Origin of the sequence: Marinobacter profundi (assembly GCF_002744715.1) — a bacterium.
Classification (GTDB): domain Bacteria; phylum Pseudomonadota; class Gammaproteobacteria; order Pseudomonadales; family Oleiphilaceae; genus Marinobacter; species Marinobacter profundi.
The window spans coordinates 78,768-94,863 of the sequence record NZ_KZ319375.1 but is presented as its reverse complement, the minus strand read 5'-3'; the positions used below and the strand labels follow the sequence as shown (position 1 = coordinate 94,863).

The window sequence follows — 16,096 nt, the reverse complement described above, 5'->3', positions numbered from 1 at the left end:
TTTCAGTTTTTTCAGGTACCGCCGTCACGGGCGTGCCCACGGGTTGACCAACAAACCGCGATGAGCCAGACAGATAACCGACGAGCCCTGAGGGTGCTCCAGATCACCGATCCGCACCTGATGGCTGACCCAGCCGGTGCCCTGCTGGGCGTAAATACCCGTGAAAGCCTGGATGCCGTGATCGGTGAGGTGCTGCGCTGTCATCCGGAGCCCGACCTGGTGCTGGCCACCGGGGATCTCGCCCAGGACGGCTCGGCAGCCGCCTACCAGGTGTTCCGGGACAAACTGGCGTGCCTGCCGTGCCGTTCGCTGTGGATCCCGGGCAACCATGATGACCGCACAGTCATGGCCGGTGTGGTTGTCGGCTCCGATGTTGCCTGCCGGCACGTCGTTCTCGGCGGCTGGCAATTCCTGATGCTGGATTCGTCGGTACCCGGCAAGGTCCATGGCGAGCTGGCGGACGCTGAGCTCGATTTCCTGGCGGACACGCTGGCCAGAAACCCGGGATTGCCTGCCATGGTAGTGCTCCATCACCATCCGGTGGATGTCAGTGCACGCTGGATGGCGGAAATCGGTTTACGGAATCGAGACGCTTTCTGGCATATCATCGACCGTTTTCCCCAGGTTCGTGTGGTGCTGTGGGGGCACGTTCATCAGGAGCTGGACCGGGTGCGCAACGGGGTCCGGTTGTTGGCCTCGCCCTCGACGTGCATCCAGTTCGCCCCGGATTCCGACGGCTTTGCGGTGGAAGCACTTCCACCAGGTTATCGCTGGTTTGAGTTGTATCCCGGGGGGACGTTTGACACCGGCATTCGCCGGGCGGACAGCTTTACGTTCCGGCTCGATCACAACAGCACGGGTTACTAGACGTGCGACCGGCGCTGCTTTACCTGCACGGCTTCAACAGTTCCCCGAAATCCCAAAAGGTCTCGGAGCTGCGGACCATGCTGCCGCGGCTCAATCCGGAGGTCGAGCTGGTGGTGCCGGAACTGGGCTTTGATCCCGCGCTTGCCCTGGAGCGGGCGCGTCTTGCGCTTGAAGGCATCGCAGGCCGCCCGGCCGGCATTATCGGCAGCTCTCTGGGTGGCTTTTATGCCGCTGCGCTGAGCCAGGCGTCCGGAATCCGGGCTGCCCTGATCAACCCGGCGGTCTACCCCTACCGGTTGCTCGCAGACTACCTCGGGCCGCAGCATAACCCCTACACCGGCGAAGACTACCTGCTGACGGAGTCTCACATGGCGGTGCTGGAGAGCATGGATGCAGGGCAGGTCGCTCACCCCGAGCGACTGTTCCTGTTGCTGCAGACCGGGGATGAGACCCTGGATTACCGCGAGGCCCTGGTCCGGTATCCCGACTCGCCGGCATGGATCCAGCCGGGCGGGGATCATCGCTTTCAGCATTTCGAACGGGTGGTGCCGGCTATCCTGAGCTTCTTCGGCATCCCGCATTCCGGCCTCTGAGAGCTGTTTTCAGCAGGCACACTTCGGTTAAACTGCCCGAAATTAACGCCAAGGAACAAGACAATGAGCGAAATCCCAGTCGATCTCAAATACATCGAGACCCATCAGTGGGTGCGGGTGTCGGACGACGGTACTGCCACCGTGGGAATCACCGACTTCGCCCAGGAGCAGCTCGGCGATGTGGTCTACATCGGGGTGCCGGATGTGGGTGTCACAGTCAATGGTGGCGAGGAGGCCGGTGTGGCCGAGTCGGTCAAATCGGCCTCCGATGTTTTCAGCCCGGTGACCGGCGAAGTCATCGCGGTTAACGAGCGTCTGGAAGACGAGCCCGAAATCGTCAACGAAGATCCCTACGGCGACGGCTGGATGTTCCGGGTACGTCTGGCGGATGCCGGTGAGCTGGACGGGCTGATGGATGCAGCTGCCTATGGCGAGCACGTGGCAGCCGAGGAGTGACGATCCCTTTGACGAATTTCCCGGTAATATATTTGCGCAAGGGTGCGGAACGCAGGCTGAAAGCCGGCCATCTCTGGGTGTACAGCAACGAGGTGGATACCCACCGGTCACCGCTGACCGGCTTTGAGCCGGGGGCCCAGGCCGAGCTGCGGGCAGCCTCGGACAAGCCGCTGGGTACGATTTTTGTCAATCCCCATGCGCTGATCTGCGGGCGTCTGATCAGTCGGGATGCCTCCCACGGTATGACCCCCCAGCGCCTGACCCAGCGTATGGAAGCCGCCCTGGCGATCCGCGACCGGCTGTTTCCGCAACCCTTCTACCGCTGGGTGTTCGGCGACAGTGACGGCCTGTCGGGGCTGGTCATCGACCGGTTTGGCGACACCGTGGTGGTGCAGATTTCCACCGCGGGTATGGAGTCGCTGCGGGATGCCATCGTGCGGGCGGTGCAGCGGCTGGTTCATCCCGCCGCGATTATCCTCAAGAACGACGGCAAGATGCGTCAGGTGGAGGGGCTGCCCAGTTATGTCGAGCAGGTCCATGGTCCGCAGACCGAGCTTCTCCGGGTGGTGGAAAACGGTGTCCGCTTCGAGGTGCCGCTGGCAGGTGGCCAGAAAACCGGCTGGTTCTATGACCACCGGATGAACCGTCAGCGCCTGCAGGCCTACGCGCCCGGTAAAAAGGTGCTGGACGTGTTCAGTTATGTCGGTGGCTGGGGTATCCAGGCGGCGTGTGCCGGGGCCAGCCAGGTGACCTGTATCGACAGTTCGGCCCAGGCCGTTGACTCGGTGCACCACAATGCGCGCCTCAATGGACTGCAGAATGTCGACACCATTGAGGGCGATGCCTTTGATGCGCTCAAGGCACTGTGCGACGAAAAGGAAAAATTCGACATCGTGGTACTGGACCCGCCGGCACTGATTCCCCGCCGGCGCGACCAGAAGGCCGGCGAACAGGCCTACGCGCGACTCAACCAGCTTGGCCTTCGGCTGCTGGAGCGTGACGGCCTGCTGGTGTCGGCATCCTGTTCCATGCACCTGTCCCAGGAGCGGCTGATCGACATCATTCGCAGCAGCGGCCGCAAGATCGACCGCTTCGTGCAGCTGCTGGAGCAGGGCCACCAGGCTCCGGACCACCCGGTGGTGCCGGGTATTCCGGAGACGGACTACATCAAGTCCTGCTTTGTCCGTTCACTGACCGGGTTCTTCTGACGCCGGCTCATGAGCTGCCGGAACGGGTTCCGGCAGCGTTTCTACGACTCTCGCCAGGGCTTCGGCCAGTTGCTGTTGCTCGGTCTGGCTGCACAGCACCCGGATATCCTTCGTCAGCTGGTTTGACATCAGCCTTGTCAGGTCGGCCCGCCGCTGCGGGGCATTGATGCCTTGCTCGTCATCGTCAGCTTGTGCAAAGGCCTCGTGCCGCGGGGCGCCATCGCCGTCACCGTCAAGCATCACCGCCAGCGGATGGAATCCGCGGGTCAGGTAGAGAAAGTCGGTGGACTGGTGCTCTTCACGGAGGAATTCCGGCGTCAGTGGGACTTCCGAGAAAACCATACCGCTGCGGGGATAGCCGGCCACTTCATCCAGGTAGCCGGGCAATATCGGCCAGGCGTCGATCGGATCCCGGTCATCACCGATCTGTGGCAGTCCGATACCGGCAAGCAGGTAGAGCGAAACCAGTTCCCGATAGCGCTGGTGGGCGTCCTGCCAGTTCTGGCGGGCGGCGGTGAGGGTGCTGGCCGACGGCGCGTCGAGAAAGCGAGTCACGTTTTCATGGAGCCGTGCGGTCGCCTCGCAGGTCGCCGTGGCACGTTCGTTGACCGCTCCGGCAAGTGCTTCGCTGACCGTTACCGTAGGCAGGGCGGGGGCCGGGGTTGTGGTCGGTGCTGTAGTCGGGGCTTCTGGGGCCGGGCCAGCGTCGTTGCAGGCGGCCAGGATTGCGGAGGCCACTGCGATGAGCAGGGCCGGAAGCCGGTGCATCCGCAAGTGGCCCCGGCGCCCGGTAGCAGGCTTGGTCATCCGGAGTTCCTCAGTCCCGTAGCGAGATGATATCCCAGCCCTCTGCCGCGGCCAGTGCCGCGAGGGTCGGGTCCGGGTCGACCGCTACCGGGTGGGTGACCTGGCGCAGGAGTGGCGCATCATTGTGGGAGTCGCTGTAAAACCATGCGCCGTCGAGGGATTCGCCAGAGCTCTGCAGCCACTCCTGTAGCCGGGAAACCTTGCCGTCCCGGAAGCTCGGTGTGCCTGCCACCCGGCCGGTGTACTGGCCATTGACCATCTCGGGATCGGTGGCAATCAGGTGCCCAATGCCCAGCAGGCCGGCCACCGGCTCGGTCACGAACCGGTTGGTTGCGGTGATGATCATCAGGGTGTGCCCCTGACTGCGGTGCCGGTCGAGCAGTTCAAAAGCTTTGGGTTGCAGCATCGGCCGGATCTTGTGCTCGATGAAACGTTCCCGCAATGCCAGCAACTGGTCCAGGTCGTGGCGGGCCAGCGGTTCGAGCGCAAACCCCAGGTATCGCATGATATCCAGCTCACCGTTCAGGTAATCCTGGTAGAAACGATCGTTGGCCTGGCGGTAAAGCTCGGCATCTACAATGTCCTCTTCTACCAGAAACTGGCCCCAGGCGTGGTCACTGTCCCCGGCAAGCAGGGTGTTGTCGAGGTCAAATATGGCAAGTGTCAACGGTGCGTCCTCCGCAGCAGGCTCAGTAAATCAAAGCGTCACAGTCTACCATGACACTCATGCTCAGGCTGCGTTTGCCGAACCCTGGGGTTTCTGTAAGAATGAGAGCAACTTGGAAAAATTCGACCGGATAAAGTTCGTCCGGTTCACCGACTTTAAGAGGACTGTGCCGTGATTGACTCGGACGGCTTCAGACCCAACGTCGGAATCATTCTGTCCAACCACAGGGGCGAGGTTCTGTGGGCAAGGCGTATAGGCCAGGATTCCTGGCAGTTTCCCCAGGGTGGTATCAAACAGAACGAATCACCGGAAGAGGCACTGTACAGGGAGCTGGGCGAGGAAATCGGTCTCGGGGCGGCGGATGTGGAGATCATCAGCTGTACCCGGGGGTGGCTCAGATACCGCCTTCCCCGCCGCATGGTGCGTCATAACTCGCACCCCGTGTGTGTGGGGCAGAAACAGAAATGGTTCCTGTTGAGGATGCTTTCACCGGATGCGCAGGTACGCGTGGACGGTACAGATTCGCCGGAGTTTGATGGCTGGCAGTGGGTGAGTTACTGGTACCCGCTGGGACAGGTCGTCTCCTTCAAGCGAGAGGTATACAGACGTGCGCTGCGCGAACTTGCCCCGCGGTTGTTCCACAATATGGAGCAGGTGGCGAGGGGGGAGTCGTCCAGGCGCATCAAGGATCACCAGAAATGACGGATTGACCCGCCATGCTGAGCATACTGCGAAGTCTTGTACAAGAGGTAAACGGCGCCCGGGATCTGCAGGAGGCGCTGGATATCATCGTTTCGCGGGTGCAGAACGCCATGGGTACGGAAGTCTGTTCGGTATACCTGCTTGACCCCGCCAGTAACCGCTACATCCTGATGGCGACCGAAGGCCTCTATCGCGAGGCGGTGGGCCAGGTCAGCCTGGCGTATTCCGAGGGCCTGATTGGTCTTGTGGGGTCCCGGGAGGAGCCCATCAATCTGGAAGATGCCCCGTCGCACCCCCGTTACCGTTATTTCCCCGAGACCGGTGAAGAGCGTTTTCGCTCCTTTCTCGGGGTGCCCATCATCCACCACCGGAGGGTGCTGGGCGTTCTTGTGGTGCAACAGCGGGAAAGCTCGCGCTGCTTTGATGAAGGCGAGGAAGCCTTCCTGGTCACCGTGTCGGCCCAGCTGGCCGGAGTGATCGCCCACAGCGAGGCAACCGGGGCGATCAGTGGCCTGTCGCTGACCGGGGAGGAGGCGAAGGATGTCTGCTTCAGCGGGGTGCCCGGGGCGCCGGGTGTCGCGATCGGTCAGGGTGTGGTGGTGTATCCTTCGGCGGATCTGGATGTTGTGCCCGAGAAGCAGACCGACGACATTGATTATGAGCTTGCCCAGTTCGGTAAGGCGGTGACCGCCGTCCGCGAGGATATAGAGCGGGTGGCCAGCCGGCTGGCCGCCCAGTTACGGCCGGAAGAGCAGGCGTTGTTCGAAGTGTACCTGCGGATGCTGGGTGACAACGCGCTTCCGGGCGAGGTGGTCAACCGAATCCGCGAGGGCCTGTGGGCGCCTGGCGCCCTCAAGCAAGTGGTTCAGCAGTATATCCGCCATTTCGAAATGATGGACGACCACTATCTGCGGGAGCGCGCGGTCGATATCCGCGATCTGGGCCGCCGCCTGCTGGCGCACCTTCAGGAAGGCGAGCAGAAAGATGTGAACTACCCGGAGCGTACCGTCCTGGTCAGCGAAGAACTGACACCCGCCATGCTGGGGGAGGTGCCCAAAGGGCAGTTGGTGGGGCTGGTGTCGGTGCGCGGCTCCAGTAACTCCCACGTTGCCATCCTGGCCCGTGCCATGGGTGTGCCGACGGTCATGGGCCTGGTGGACATTCCGGTCAACCAACTTGATGGCAAAGAGTTGGTGGTTGATGGTTTTGACGGCCAGATCTTTGCCTCGCCGTCGGCCGATCTGCGGGCGGTCTACCAGGAAATCTGTGACGAGGAAGACGAGCTGGTCAAGGGGCTGGAGGCGCTGCGGGACAAACCCTGCGAGACCACCGACGGCCACCGGGTGTCATTGCTGGTCAATACCGGGCTGATGACGGATGTGGTGCGTTCCCTGAGTCATGGGGCCGAGGGGATCGGCCTGTACCGCACGGAAGTGCCGTTCATGATCAAGGACCGTTTCCCCTCCGAGCAGGAGCAGCGGGAATACTACCGCGAACAGCTTGAAGCCTTTGCGCCGAACCCGGTCACCATGCGGACACTCGACATCGGCGGTGACAAGGCGCTGACCTATTTTCCGATCCAGGAGGAAAACCCCTTCCTGGGCTGGCGGGGCATCCGGGTGACCCTTGACCACCCCGAGATCTTCCTGGTGCAGGTGCGGGCCATGCTCAAGGCCAGTGAAGGGTTGAACAACCTGCAGATCATGCTGCCGATGATCAGCAACATATCCGAGGTTGAGGAGTCGCTCCACCTGATCTATCGGGTCTATCACGAGGTTCGTGAAGAGGGCTATGAGATCCACATGCCCAAGGTAGGGGTGATGGTGGAAGTGCCCGCGGCGGTTTACCAGGTGCGGGAACTGGCGGACCGGGTCGATTTCCTGTCGGTCGGCTCCAATGACCTGACCCAGTACCTGCTGGCGGTGGATCGTAACAACCCGCGGGTCGCCCAGCTCTACCATTCCTACCACCCCGCCGTGCTGCAGGCGCTGGTGCGGATTGCCCATGATGCCCATGCCGTCGGCAAGCCGGTCAGCATCTGCGGTGAACTGGCCGGCGACCCGGGCGGAGCGGCGCTGCTGATGGCCATGGGTTATGACGCGTTGTCGATGAATGCGGCCAGCCTGCCCAAGGTCAAGTCGGTGATCCGCAGCATCAGCCGCAGCTGGGCGATCCAGTTGTTGGAGGATGTCTTGCTGCTGGATTCCCCCCACGTGATCAAGAGTTGCGTGGACCTGTCCCTGCGCAATGCCGGTTTTGGTCGCTACCTGCGTCCTGGGCGCTCGGCTGCCGCAATTGCCGAACAGGCCGTTTAATGTAAATTGTTGTATTTTTGCGTATTTTGTGCAGATTATAGGGTGAAAACTCTAAAAGTTGCTGATAACGTCGATGCAGGTTCAACACATTGATGGCGACAGCGGGGATACAGTGTCATGGCGGCAACGAGCACAGAGATCAAGCCCAGGCCCCGTATCGGTCTTGCACTTGGTGGTGGTGGTCCGCTCGGCGGTATCTATGAAATTGGCGCCCTGAGGGCGCTGGACGAGGCGCTCGACGGTCTCGACTTCAATAATATCGACGTCTATGTCGGTGTGAATGCCGGCTCCTTTGTGGCGGCTAACCTGGCGAACCAGGTAACGACAGCCCAGCTGTGCCGGATCTTTGTCCGCAACGAGGCTGAAGTTCACCCGTTCCACCCTGAAGTCTTCTATCGCCCGGCATTCCGGGAAATCGGCAGTCGCCTGATGGCGGTGCCCGGGCTGGTCGCCAGCGCGGTCACCCGATTTGTTAACAACCCCTACGACCAGAGCCTGCTCGAAGCACTGACCATCCTCGCCCAGGCCGCTCCCGCCGGCCTGTTCGACAACGAGGGCTTGCACGATTACCTGCAGCGGTCGTTCACCATGCTGGGGCGGACCAACGACTTCCGCCAGCTCAGGCGCAGCCTGTATATCGTCGCCGCGGATGTGGAAAGCACCGAGGCGGTGTGTTTCGGAGCGCCGGGCTTTGATCATGTCCCCATATCCCGGGCCATCCAGGCCAGCACTGCGTCGCCGGGCATCTATGTGCCGGTTACCATTGATGGTCGTTACTATGTGGACGGTACCTTGAGAAAGGGGCTGCATGCCTCGGTGGCCTTCGAGGACGGCGCGGACCTGGTGTTTGCGGTCAACCCCCAGGTGCCCATTGATGCCAGTGCCGCCGTGCGGGCCGGAACCATGGGGCCGGGAACGCTGACCCGTTCCGGAATGCCCAATCTGCTCTCCCAGGCCTATCGCACCATGGTGTATTCGCGGATGCAGTCAGGTATTGCGCAATATGCCCGGGATTATCCCGACAAGGACATCCTGCTTTTTGAGCCCACCCGGGACGATGCCAAACTGTTTTTCTCCAATGTGTTCAGTTTCCAGTCCCGCCGGATGGTCTGTGAGCACGCCTACCAGATGACCCGGCGCGATCTGCTGGCCCGGGCTGATGAGCTGGAGCCGCGGCTGGCGAAGTACGGCATTCGCTTGCGCCGGGACCGCCTGGAGGACGAACAGCGTACCATCAGTACCAGCCTGTACGGTGAGATGCTGCCACTGTATGTGGCGAAAGGCAGGAACAAAAAAGCCCGGAAGGGCAGACTCGCCTCCGGGCTCGATAACGTCACCGGGCTGCTTCACAAAGCGCTGTAAGTATCCGGCTCGTCCCGCGAGCCGCCTTCCTTTTCCAGTCTTGCCAGGTAGCGCTGCCAGTAGGTGTCCTGTTGCTCGCCCAGCTCCCGCAGGTACTCCCAGGTGTAGAGCCCGGAATCATGGCCGTCACTGAAGGACAGCTTGAGGGCGTAGTTGCCCACCATGTCTGCCCCGGTCAGCGCCACCTTGCGCTTGCCGGTCTGCAATGTGCCCGGGCCCATGCCATGGCCTCGCACCTCTGCTGAGGGTGAATACACCCTCAGCAGTTCGAAGGGCAACTCGAACACCTGGCCATCGACATACTCCAGCCGCAGTACGCGGCTTTGTGTGCGGATGCGGATGTCCGTGGGGCGCAGGTTGTTCACAGGATATACCGGCTGAGGTCTTCGTCTTCGGCCAGTTCGCCCAGCTTTTCGTCCACGTAGGCCGCGGTCACCTCGAAGCTGTCGGTGACCTTGTCGCCCGCATCGAACGACAGGCTCTCCAGCAGTCGCTCAAGCACCGTGTGGAGGCGGCGGGCGCCGATGTTCTCGGTGGTCTCATTCACCTTCCAGGCCACCTCTGCGAGGCGCGCAATGGCGTCTTCACGGAAGCTGAGGGTGACGCCTTCGGTCTGCATCAGGGCTTCGTACTGCTGGACCAGGGAGGCGTCCGGCTCGGTCAGGATGCGTTTGAAGTCATCCGGGGTCAGGGCCTTGAGCTCGACCCGGATCGGCAGCCGCCCCTGCAGCTCCGGAATGAGATCCGACGGCTTGGACAGGTGAAAGGCCCCGGACGCAATGAACAGGATATGATCGGTGCGCACGGCGCCATACTTGGTACTGACGGTGCTGCCTTCGATCAGCGGCAGCAGATCGCGCTGGACGCCTTCCCGCGAGACATCGGCGGAGGCTCCCTCGGAACGCTTGGCGACCTTGTCGATTTCGTCAATAAACACGATGCCGTTCTGTTCCACCGCCTGCAGAGCTTTCTGCTTGATCTCTTCCTCGTTCACCAGCTTGGCGGCTTCCTCGTCCTTGACCCGTTTCAGGGCGTCGGCGACTTTCATCTTGCGGGTTTTTCGCTTGTCGGACGACAGGTTGGAGAACATGCTCTGCAGCTGGTTGGTCATCTCTTCCATGCCGGGAGGTGCCATGATCTCCACGCCGGCGCTGCTGGCGCGCAGGTCGATCTCGATTTCCTTGTCGTCGAGTTCACCTTCCCGCAATTTCTTACGGAACAGCTGGCGGGTGGAAGAGTCGGCCGCGGGTTTGCTGTCTTCGGAAAAATCCCGGGCGGGCGGCAGCAGGGCATCGAGAATGCGGTCCTCAGCAGCATCGAGGGCGCGGTATTCATGCCGCTTCATTTCCTGCTCGCGCAGCATCTTTACCGCCATGTCCGCCAGGTCGCGGATAATGGATTCCACATCCCGCCCCACGTAACCCACTTCGGTAAACTTGGTGGCTTCCACCTTGAGGAAGGGGGCGTCCGCCAGTTTGGCCAGGCGGCGGGCAATTTCGGTCTTGCCGACACCGGTCGGGCCGATCATCAGGATGTTCTTCGGGGTAATTTCCTCACGCAGCTCACTGTCGAGCTGCATGCGGCGCCAGCGGTTGCGCAGGGCAATGGCAACGGCGCGCTTGGCTTCTTCCTGGCCCACGATGTGCTTGTTGAGCTCGTGGACGATTTCTCTCGGGGTCATCGAAGACATGGGAACTCCGGGTCAGTCGTTAACAGGCAGCACTTCAATGGTGCGGTTGTGGTTGGTGTAGATACAGATATCGGCTGCGATATCCAGACCTTTCTCCACAATGTCCTGCGCGCCCAGTGAGGTGTTCTCCAGCAGGGCGCGGGCTGCGGACTGCGCAAAGGGGCCGCCGGAGCCAATGGCGATCAGGCCCTGTTCCGGCTCGATCACGTCACCATTGCCGGTGATGATCAGGGACGCAGTCTTGTCGGCCACCGCAAGCAGCGCTTCCAGCCGCCGCAGGGCGCGATCCGTTCGCCAGTCCTTGGCCAGCTCAACCGCCGCCCGGGTCAGGTTGCCCTGGTGCTTTTCCAGCTGTGCCTCGAAACGCTCGAACAAGGTAAAGGCATCGGCGGTACCGCCGGCAAAACCGGCCAGCACCTTGCCGTTGTACAGCCGGCGAACTTTGCGGGCATTGCCTTTCATAACGGTGTTGCCGAGGGAAACCTGGCCGTCGCCGCCCATGGCGACTTCGTCGTCCCGCCGCACAGAAAGTATGGTTGTCATGTTGGCTCCACTTGCCTGATCAGAAACGGTATTGAGACGTTATGGTGGCGGTGGAGCCGTTTTCAAGGGAGGGAGAGGGGATTCAGTCTTCCTTGGGAATTTTCCGCGCCAGCGGCTGGATGTTGATCGCCACCAGCTTGTCGATGGCGGCGTTCATCTGGCTGCGGGAATCAAACGGGCCGACATTGACCCGGTACCAGGTGGAGCCGTTGTTGAGGTCGATGCGGCTGACCGAAGCGCGCAGGCCCTGGAAGGCGATCTGGGCGCGCTGGCGTTCCGCATCAGCTTGCTGGCGGAATGAACCGGTCTGTACCAGGTAGCGGAAGTTCTGCTGGCTGGGGCCCGGGGTATACTCTTCCACTTTGGGCGGGATCACCTCGGAATCCGGCAGCATCTCGTAGAAGCGGAAGTTCTGCGGTTTCTGCTCGCTGACTGCCGGGGTGGCGGGCTGCGATTCTGGTGGCGGCGTTGCAGGCGTGGTCTGTCGGGCAGGGCTGCTACCGGTGGGCAGCGAGTTCAGGTAGACGATAAATCCGATGAACGCCCCCACGGCGGCCAGCGAGAAAATCCAGCGCAGGGATAGCCCGCCCGCCTGGCTGTTGGCCGACGGCATGCGGGCCGGTTCCCGTTTGCGGGGCTTGTGGGCCGACCGCTCGGGCCGGGCAGCTGCCCGGCGTGGCGGAGTCTTCCTGGCGTAATCTCGTGACATGTACCGTGGTTATCCTGTCGTCGCTTCCGAGGCCTACATTTCTTCCGGCGCGCTGACGCCCAGCAGGTCCAGGCCATTGGCAATGACCTGACGCACGGCGAGGTACAGGCTGACCCGGGCATCCCGCAGTTCGGTGTTGTCAATCAACACCTTGTGGGCGTTGTAATAGGTGTGGAACTGTCCCGCCAGCTCCCGGAGGTAGTGGGAGACATGGTGCGGTTCCCGCTGGGCGGCGGCATTGGCGACCAGTTCGGGGTATCGGGCCAGCTGGTTTGCCAGTTCCTTCTCTTCGTCCAGGGTCAGCAGGGTGAGGTCGCCCGCGCATTCCTGGCGCCCGCGCACCACGCCTTCTTCGGCCAGCTTGCGCAGTACCGAGCAGATCCGGGCATGGGCATACTGGATGTAGTACACCGGGTTTTCATTGGTCTGGGAGCGCGCCAGGTCGATATCGAAGGTCAACTGGGAGTCGACGCGGCGGGCCGCCAGGAAGAACCTGGTGGCGTCACGGCCGACTTCGTCGATCAGGTCCCGTACGGTGACGTAGCTGCCGGCGCGCTTGGAGATTTTTACTTCCTGGCCGGAGCGGGTCACCATCACCATCTGGTGCAGTACGTAATCCGGCCAGCCCTTGGGGATGCCGGCGTTGAGCGCCTGCAGGCCGGCGCGTACGCGGGTCACCGTGGAATGGTGGTCGGCGCCCTGCTCATTGATAACCGTGGTGAAGCCGCGCTGCCACTTGTCCAGGTGGTACGCCACATCCGGCACGAAGTAAGTGTAGCCGCCGTCTTTTTTGCGCATTACCCGGTCCTTGTCGTCACCGAATTCGGTAGTGCGCAGCCACAGGGCGCCATCCTGTTCGTAGGTGTAGCCGTTGTCTTTCAGGCGGTTAACGGTGGCCTCGACCTTGCCGTCCTCGTACAGGGAAGACTCCAGGAAGAAGACGTCAAACTCGACACCGAAGGCGCGCAGGTCCAGGTCCTGTTCCCGGCGCAGGTACGCGACGGCGAATTCGCGGATAGCGTCCAGGTCATCCTCGTCGCCGTTGCCGGTCACTTCGCGGTCATCGGCGGTAATGGTTTCGCCGGCAGTGTAGGCGCGGGCAACATCAATAATGTAATCACCGCGGTAACCGTCGGCCGGCCAGCTGCCGTCGTCCGGGGTGAGGCCTTTGACCCGTGCCTGGACTGACAGTGCCAGGTTGTTGATCTGGGCGCCGGCATCGTTGTAGTAGAACTCGCGGGTCACGTTGTAACCGTTGGCTTCCAGCAGCCGGCACAGGCAGTCGCCGATGGCCGCGCCACGACCGTGACCGACATGCAGCGGGCCGGTCGGGTTGGCGGACACAAATTCCACCTGGACCGCTTCGCCGTTGCCGGAGTTGTTGCGGCCGAATTCGCTGCCCTGGGCTAACGCCGTTTCCACAATCTCAAAGGCGCTGGCGGTACTCATGAAGAAGTTGATGAATCCCGGTCCGGCAATCTCCACCTTGTCCACGGCGGTGCTGGCAGGCAGGTTGGCGATCAGGGTCTCCGCCAGCTGGCGTGGCGGACAGCCGGCGGCCTTGGCGGCGATCAGCGCAATATTACAGGCGTAATCACCGTGGGCCTTGTCCTTGGTGTTGCCCACCTGGGGGGAGAATTGCTGGTCAGCCGGCAGGATGCCCTGGGCTTGAAGGTTGGCCAGTGCAGACTCGAGCAGTTGGGTAACGGTTTCTTTCATGCTGTCAGGTGACTCGGCTTTACGGGAAATTGGGCGGAGACGGCGGTGCCGTCAGGGAATCAAAGGGCGCTATTATCGCGGAAACTGCCTGCGCAAGCAAAAACCATAGCGCATCAGGCGGTTTCCTGTGGATCGACGTCGACCTGCCAGCGCAGCCCCTTGGGCTGGCGCTGGTTATCCAGTTGCTGGCACAGGTTGCTGAGCACCTGGTTGAGGCGGCCCCGACTGTGGGCGAGCAGCACCAGTTGCGCTCGGAAGCGGTCGGCACGGCGCGCAATAACGGCAGGAAGCGGTCCCCAGAGCTCGATGTCGTGATCACTGCCATCCAGTTGCCGGCGCGCGCCATCGAGGAAGCCCAGGCTGTTCTCCATGGTGTCGGCCTCGGCCCGCAACAGGGCCATGGCGCGAAATGGCGGGAACTGGCCGGCTTCCCGTTCTGCCAGCAGGCGTTCGGCCATGGGCAGGTATTTGCCGCGGCACAGGGCCTGCAGTAAGGGATGGTCGCTGTGACAGGTCTGCACCAGGACCCGCCCCGGCAAGTTACCGCGACCGGCCCTTCCGCTGACCTGAAGCAGGGTCTGGACCAGTTGTTCCGGGGCCCGGAAGTCCACACTGAACAGGCCGCCATCGGCATTGACCACCACCACCAGGGTGACATTGGGGAAGTCGTGGCCCTTGGCCAGCATCTGGGTGCCCACCAGGATGCAGGGCTGTCCGCTGTTCACCCGGTCGAGGATGCCCTGGATGCTGCCTTTGCGCTGGGTGCTGTCACGATCCACCCGGACCACCGGCGTGGCGGGAAACTCCGCGCCCAACACGTCTTCAGCCCTTTCGGTACCCTGGCCAACCGGTTTAAATGCCGCGCTCTGGCATTTCGGGCAATGATCGCTGGCGGCAGCCTGGAAGTCGCAGTGATGACAGCGCATGGCGCGGTCACGACGGTGGTAGGTGAGCCGGGTGTCGCAACGGGGGCACTCTTCTATATGGCCGCAGTCAAAACACATCATCACCGGGGCATAGCCCCGCCGATTGACGTAAACCAGGGCTTGCTGGCCCCGGTCGAGGCATTGGCGAAGGGCTTGCAGTGCCGGCCGTGACAGTCCGCCTTCCAGGGGTCGGCTGCGGATGTCCAGCAGGCTGATTTCCGGTAGCCGGGCGTTGCCCGCCCGCTCTTCAAGGCAGACCAGCCGGTACTTGCCGTTGCGGCTGTTGTGGATCGACTCAAGGGAGGGGGTGGCGGACCCGAGAATCACCGGACACTGGTTAAGATGGCCGCGATAGACCGCAATGTCGCGGCCGGAATAGCGGAAGCCGTCGCCCTGCTTGTACGAGCTGTCGTGTTCCTCGTCCACGATGATGGTTTGCAGGCCGGTGAACGGCAGCAGTACTGCTGACCGGGTGCCGATGAGAATGACCGGTTCGCCGTTGCGGACACGGAGCCAGGTAGCCAGCCGTTCGCCATCGTTGAGGGAGGAGTGCCAGACCACCACGCGATCGCCGAAGTAGCGCCGGAATCTGGCAACGGTCTGCGGTGTCAGGTTGATTTCGGGCACCAGCACCAGGGCCTGGCGGGCGGCGTCAAGAAACTCCCTGAGGTAATGGAGATAGATCTCGGTCTTGCCGCTGCCGGTGATGCCATAGAGCAGGGCGGTGGCAAAGCCGTCAGCGGGCAGCGGCAGCTGATCCAGGGCGTGTTGCTGCGCCGCAGACAGCTCTGGCAGCTGTGCCGTTGCCACGGGCTCGGCATCCACCCGGGTCTCGACAACCAGTCCCTTGTCGGCCAGGGCGCTGAGCTGGGCGCGGGTGAATCCTGCTTTTACGATGGCGCTGGTTTCGCGGGCGGTGGGCTGGCTCCCGAGCCAGTCCAGCAATGCCTGCTGGCGATGGGCGTTGGCGGGCAGGTCTGCCGGCGTTCCGGCGACCTGCCACGCGCTTTCCCGCTTCTGTTCTGCCGGACGGCCGCGACGCAGGGCTGGCGGCAGTGCCATGAACAGGCATTCACCCAGCGGGTGCTGGTAATAGCTCGCCGCCCAGTTGAGCAGCTGGAATGTTTCTTCGGGCAGTACCGGCCAGGGTTCCAGGGCGCCGGTGACCGGCTTCAGGGTGACGCCCTCTGGTGGTTCGCTGTTGTTGTCGACGACGATGCCGGTGGCAGACTGGCGGCCAAACGGCACGGTAACCCGTTGCCCGTTCCGGAGCTCTTGGTCGTCCGGGATCAGGTAATCGAACAACCGGCGCAACGGGCGATTGAGGGCAATGCGGGCGGTTCGGGTCACTGGCGGCTCCGGCCTCGGTGAATGCTGTGGAAATTGCGTATCGGTCCGGCGTTGCATATGGAGCCGGGAACCGGTCGGATGCTTGCGTAGCACCCGGATTGCAAGTAATATTCGCGGTCTGTTTGAGGCCGGGCCTGATTGTGCCCCGTCTTTTCATTTGATTCAAACATGCGGTGCCTGAC

Annotated in this window: 15 protein-coding genes; 7 read left to right on the top strand and 8 right to left on the bottom strand. The window is 62.4% G+C overall.

Going from position 1 to position 16,096, the window contains the following annotated elements; genetic code table 11:
* The first annotated feature begins 60 nt into the window (after positions 1 to 60).
* From cpdA to CLH61_RS15650, 4 genes are all read left to right on the top strand, one after another.
* Positions 61 to 867, top strand: coding sequence for a 3',5'-cyclic-AMP phosphodiesterase (cpdA, locus tag CLH61_RS15665; RefSeq protein WP_099615710.1), 807 nt, complete (start codon positions 61 to 63; stop codon positions 865 to 867).
* 2 nt (positions 868 to 869) lie between these two features.
* Positions 870 to 1,460 carry a YqiA/YcfP family alpha/beta fold hydrolase gene (locus CLH61_RS15660; protein ID WP_170003766.1) on the top strand — a complete coding sequence of 197 codons (591 nt, stop codon included), beginning with the start codon at positions 870 to 872 and terminating at the stop codon, positions 1,458 to 1,460.
* Positions 1,461 to 1,523: 63 nt separating this feature from the next.
* Entirely contained in the window at positions 1,524 to 1,916 is a 393-nt protein-coding gene (gene gcvH, locus CLH61_RS15655; protein ID WP_099615709.1) for a glycine cleavage system protein GcvH, read from the top strand.
* 8 nt (positions 1,917 to 1,924) lie between these two features.
* Positions 1,925 to 3,124: a class I SAM-dependent rRNA methyltransferase gene (locus CLH61_RS15650; protein ID WP_099615708.1), complete on the top strand. Its 1,200-nt coding sequence runs from the start codon at positions 1,925 to 1,927 to the stop codon at positions 3,122 to 3,124.
* Here the strand turns inward: CLH61_RS15650 and CLH61_RS15645 are convergent.
* Both CLH61_RS15645 and CLH61_RS15640 read right to left on the bottom strand, forming a co-directional pair.
* The gene (locus CLH61_RS15645) at positions 3,104 to 3,931 is read right to left on the bottom strand and encodes an imelysin family protein (protein ID WP_099615707.1); all 828 of its coding nucleotides are present in this window, start codon (positions 3,929 to 3,931) and stop codon (positions 3,104 to 3,106) included. The genes CLH61_RS15650 and CLH61_RS15645 overlap by 21 nt on opposite strands.
* Before the next feature lie 10 nt (positions 3,932 to 3,941).
* On the bottom strand, positions 3,942 to 4,598 hold the full coding sequence (locus CLH61_RS15640) for a histidinol-phosphatase (RefSeq protein ID WP_099615706.1): 657 nt from the start codon (positions 4,596 to 4,598) through the stop codon (positions 3,942 to 3,944).
* Positions 4,599 to 4,769: 171 nt separating this feature from the next.
* Here CLH61_RS15640 and CLH61_RS15635 point away from each other — a divergent pair, with 171 nt between their 5' ends.
* The 3 genes from CLH61_RS15635 to CLH61_RS15625 all read left to right on the top strand — a co-directional run bounded on the left by CLH61_RS15635 (position 4,770) and on the right by CLH61_RS15625 (position 8,977).
* Positions 4,770 to 5,300: an RNA pyrophosphohydrolase gene (locus CLH61_RS15635; RefSeq protein WP_099615705.1), complete on the top strand. Its 531-nt coding sequence runs from the start codon at positions 4,770 to 4,772 to the stop codon at positions 5,298 to 5,300.
* A gap of 14 nt (positions 5,301 to 5,314) precedes the next feature.
* Positions 5,315 to 7,615: a phosphoenolpyruvate--protein phosphotransferase gene (gene ptsP, locus CLH61_RS15630; protein WP_099615704.1), complete on the top strand. Its 2,301-nt coding sequence runs from the start codon at positions 5,315 to 5,317 to the stop codon at positions 7,613 to 7,615.
* Between the two features lie 117 nt (positions 7,616 to 7,732).
* On the top strand, positions 7,733 to 8,977 hold the full coding sequence (locus CLH61_RS15625; RefSeq protein WP_099615703.1) for a patatin-like phospholipase family protein: 1,245 nt from the start codon (positions 7,733 to 7,735) through the stop codon (positions 8,975 to 8,977).
* On the opposite strand, the gene CLH61_RS15620 is transcribed toward CLH61_RS15625, so the two are convergent.
* From CLH61_RS15620 to CLH61_RS15595, 6 genes are all read right to left on the bottom strand, one after another.
* Complete coding sequence (locus tag CLH61_RS15620) at positions 8,962 to 9,333, bottom strand: gamma-butyrobetaine hydroxylase family protein (RefSeq protein WP_099615774.1); 372 nt, start codon at positions 9,331 to 9,333, stop codon at positions 8,962 to 8,964. The genes CLH61_RS15625 and CLH61_RS15620 overlap by 16 nt on opposite strands.
* A gap of 5 nt (positions 9,334 to 9,338) precedes the next feature.
* The gene (gene hslU / locus CLH61_RS15615; protein WP_099615702.1) at positions 9,339 to 10,667 is read right to left on the bottom strand and encodes an HslU--HslV peptidase ATPase subunit; all 1,329 of its coding nucleotides are present in this window, start codon (positions 10,665 to 10,667) and stop codon (positions 9,339 to 9,341) included.
* 12 nt (positions 10,668 to 10,679) lie between these two features.
* Positions 10,680 to 11,210, bottom strand: a complete 531-nt coding sequence (gene hslV / locus CLH61_RS15610) for an ATP-dependent protease subunit HslV (RefSeq protein ID WP_099615701.1) — start codon at positions 11,208 to 11,210, stop codon at positions 10,680 to 10,682.
* Positions 11,211 to 11,292: 82 nt separating this feature from the next.
* The gene (locus CLH61_RS15605; protein ID WP_099615700.1) at positions 11,293 to 11,919 is read right to left on the bottom strand and encodes an SPOR domain-containing protein; all 627 of its coding nucleotides are present in this window, start codon (positions 11,917 to 11,919) and stop codon (positions 11,293 to 11,295) included.
* A gap of 33 nt (positions 11,920 to 11,952) precedes the next feature.
* Positions 11,953 to 13,638 carry an arginine--tRNA ligase gene (argS, locus tag CLH61_RS15600; RefSeq protein WP_099615699.1) on the bottom strand — a complete coding sequence of 562 codons (1,686 nt, stop codon included), beginning with the start codon at positions 13,636 to 13,638 and terminating at the stop codon, positions 11,953 to 11,955.
* Positions 13,639 to 13,751: 113 nt separating this feature from the next.
* The gene (locus CLH61_RS15595; protein ID WP_099615698.1) at positions 13,752 to 15,914 is read right to left on the bottom strand and encodes a primosomal protein N'; all 2,163 of its coding nucleotides are present in this window, start codon (positions 15,912 to 15,914) and stop codon (positions 13,752 to 13,754) included.
* Positions 15,915 to 16,096 lie beyond the last annotated feature (182 nt).

Excerpts from the sequence above, each read along its gene's own strand:
- cpdA (WP_099615710.1), top strand. The coding sequence starts at position 61 with ATGAGCCAGACAGATAACCGACGAGCCCTGAGGGTGCTCCAGATCACC.
- gcvH (WP_099615709.1), top strand. The coding sequence starts at position 1,524 with ATGAGCGAAATCCCAGTCGATCTCAAATACATCGAGACCCATCAGTGG.
- CLH61_RS15645 (WP_099615707.1), bottom strand. The coding sequence starts at position 3,931 with ATGACCAAGCCTGCTACCGGGCGCCGGGGCCACTTGCGGATGCACCGG.
- ptsP (WP_099615704.1), top strand. The coding sequence starts at position 5,315 with ATGCTGAGCATACTGCGAAGTCTTGTACAAGAGGTAAACGGCGCCCGG.
- CLH61_RS15625 (WP_099615703.1), top strand. The coding sequence starts at position 7,733 with ATGGCGGCAACGAGCACAGAGATCAAGCCCAGGCCCCGTATCGGTCTT.
- hslU (WP_099615702.1), bottom strand. The coding sequence starts at position 10,667 with ATGTCTTCGATGACCCCGAGAGAAATCGTCCACGAGCTCAACAAGCAC.
- hslV (WP_099615701.1), bottom strand. The coding sequence starts at position 11,210 with ATGACAACCATACTTTCTGTGCGGCGGGACGACGAAGTCGCCATGGGC.
- CLH61_RS15605 (WP_099615700.1), bottom strand. The coding sequence starts at position 11,919 with ATGTCACGAGATTACGCCAGGAAGACTCCGCCACGCCGGGCAGCTGCC.
- argS (WP_099615699.1), bottom strand. The coding sequence starts at position 13,638 with ATGAAAGAAACCGTTACCCAACTGCTCGAGTCTGCACTGGCCAACCTT.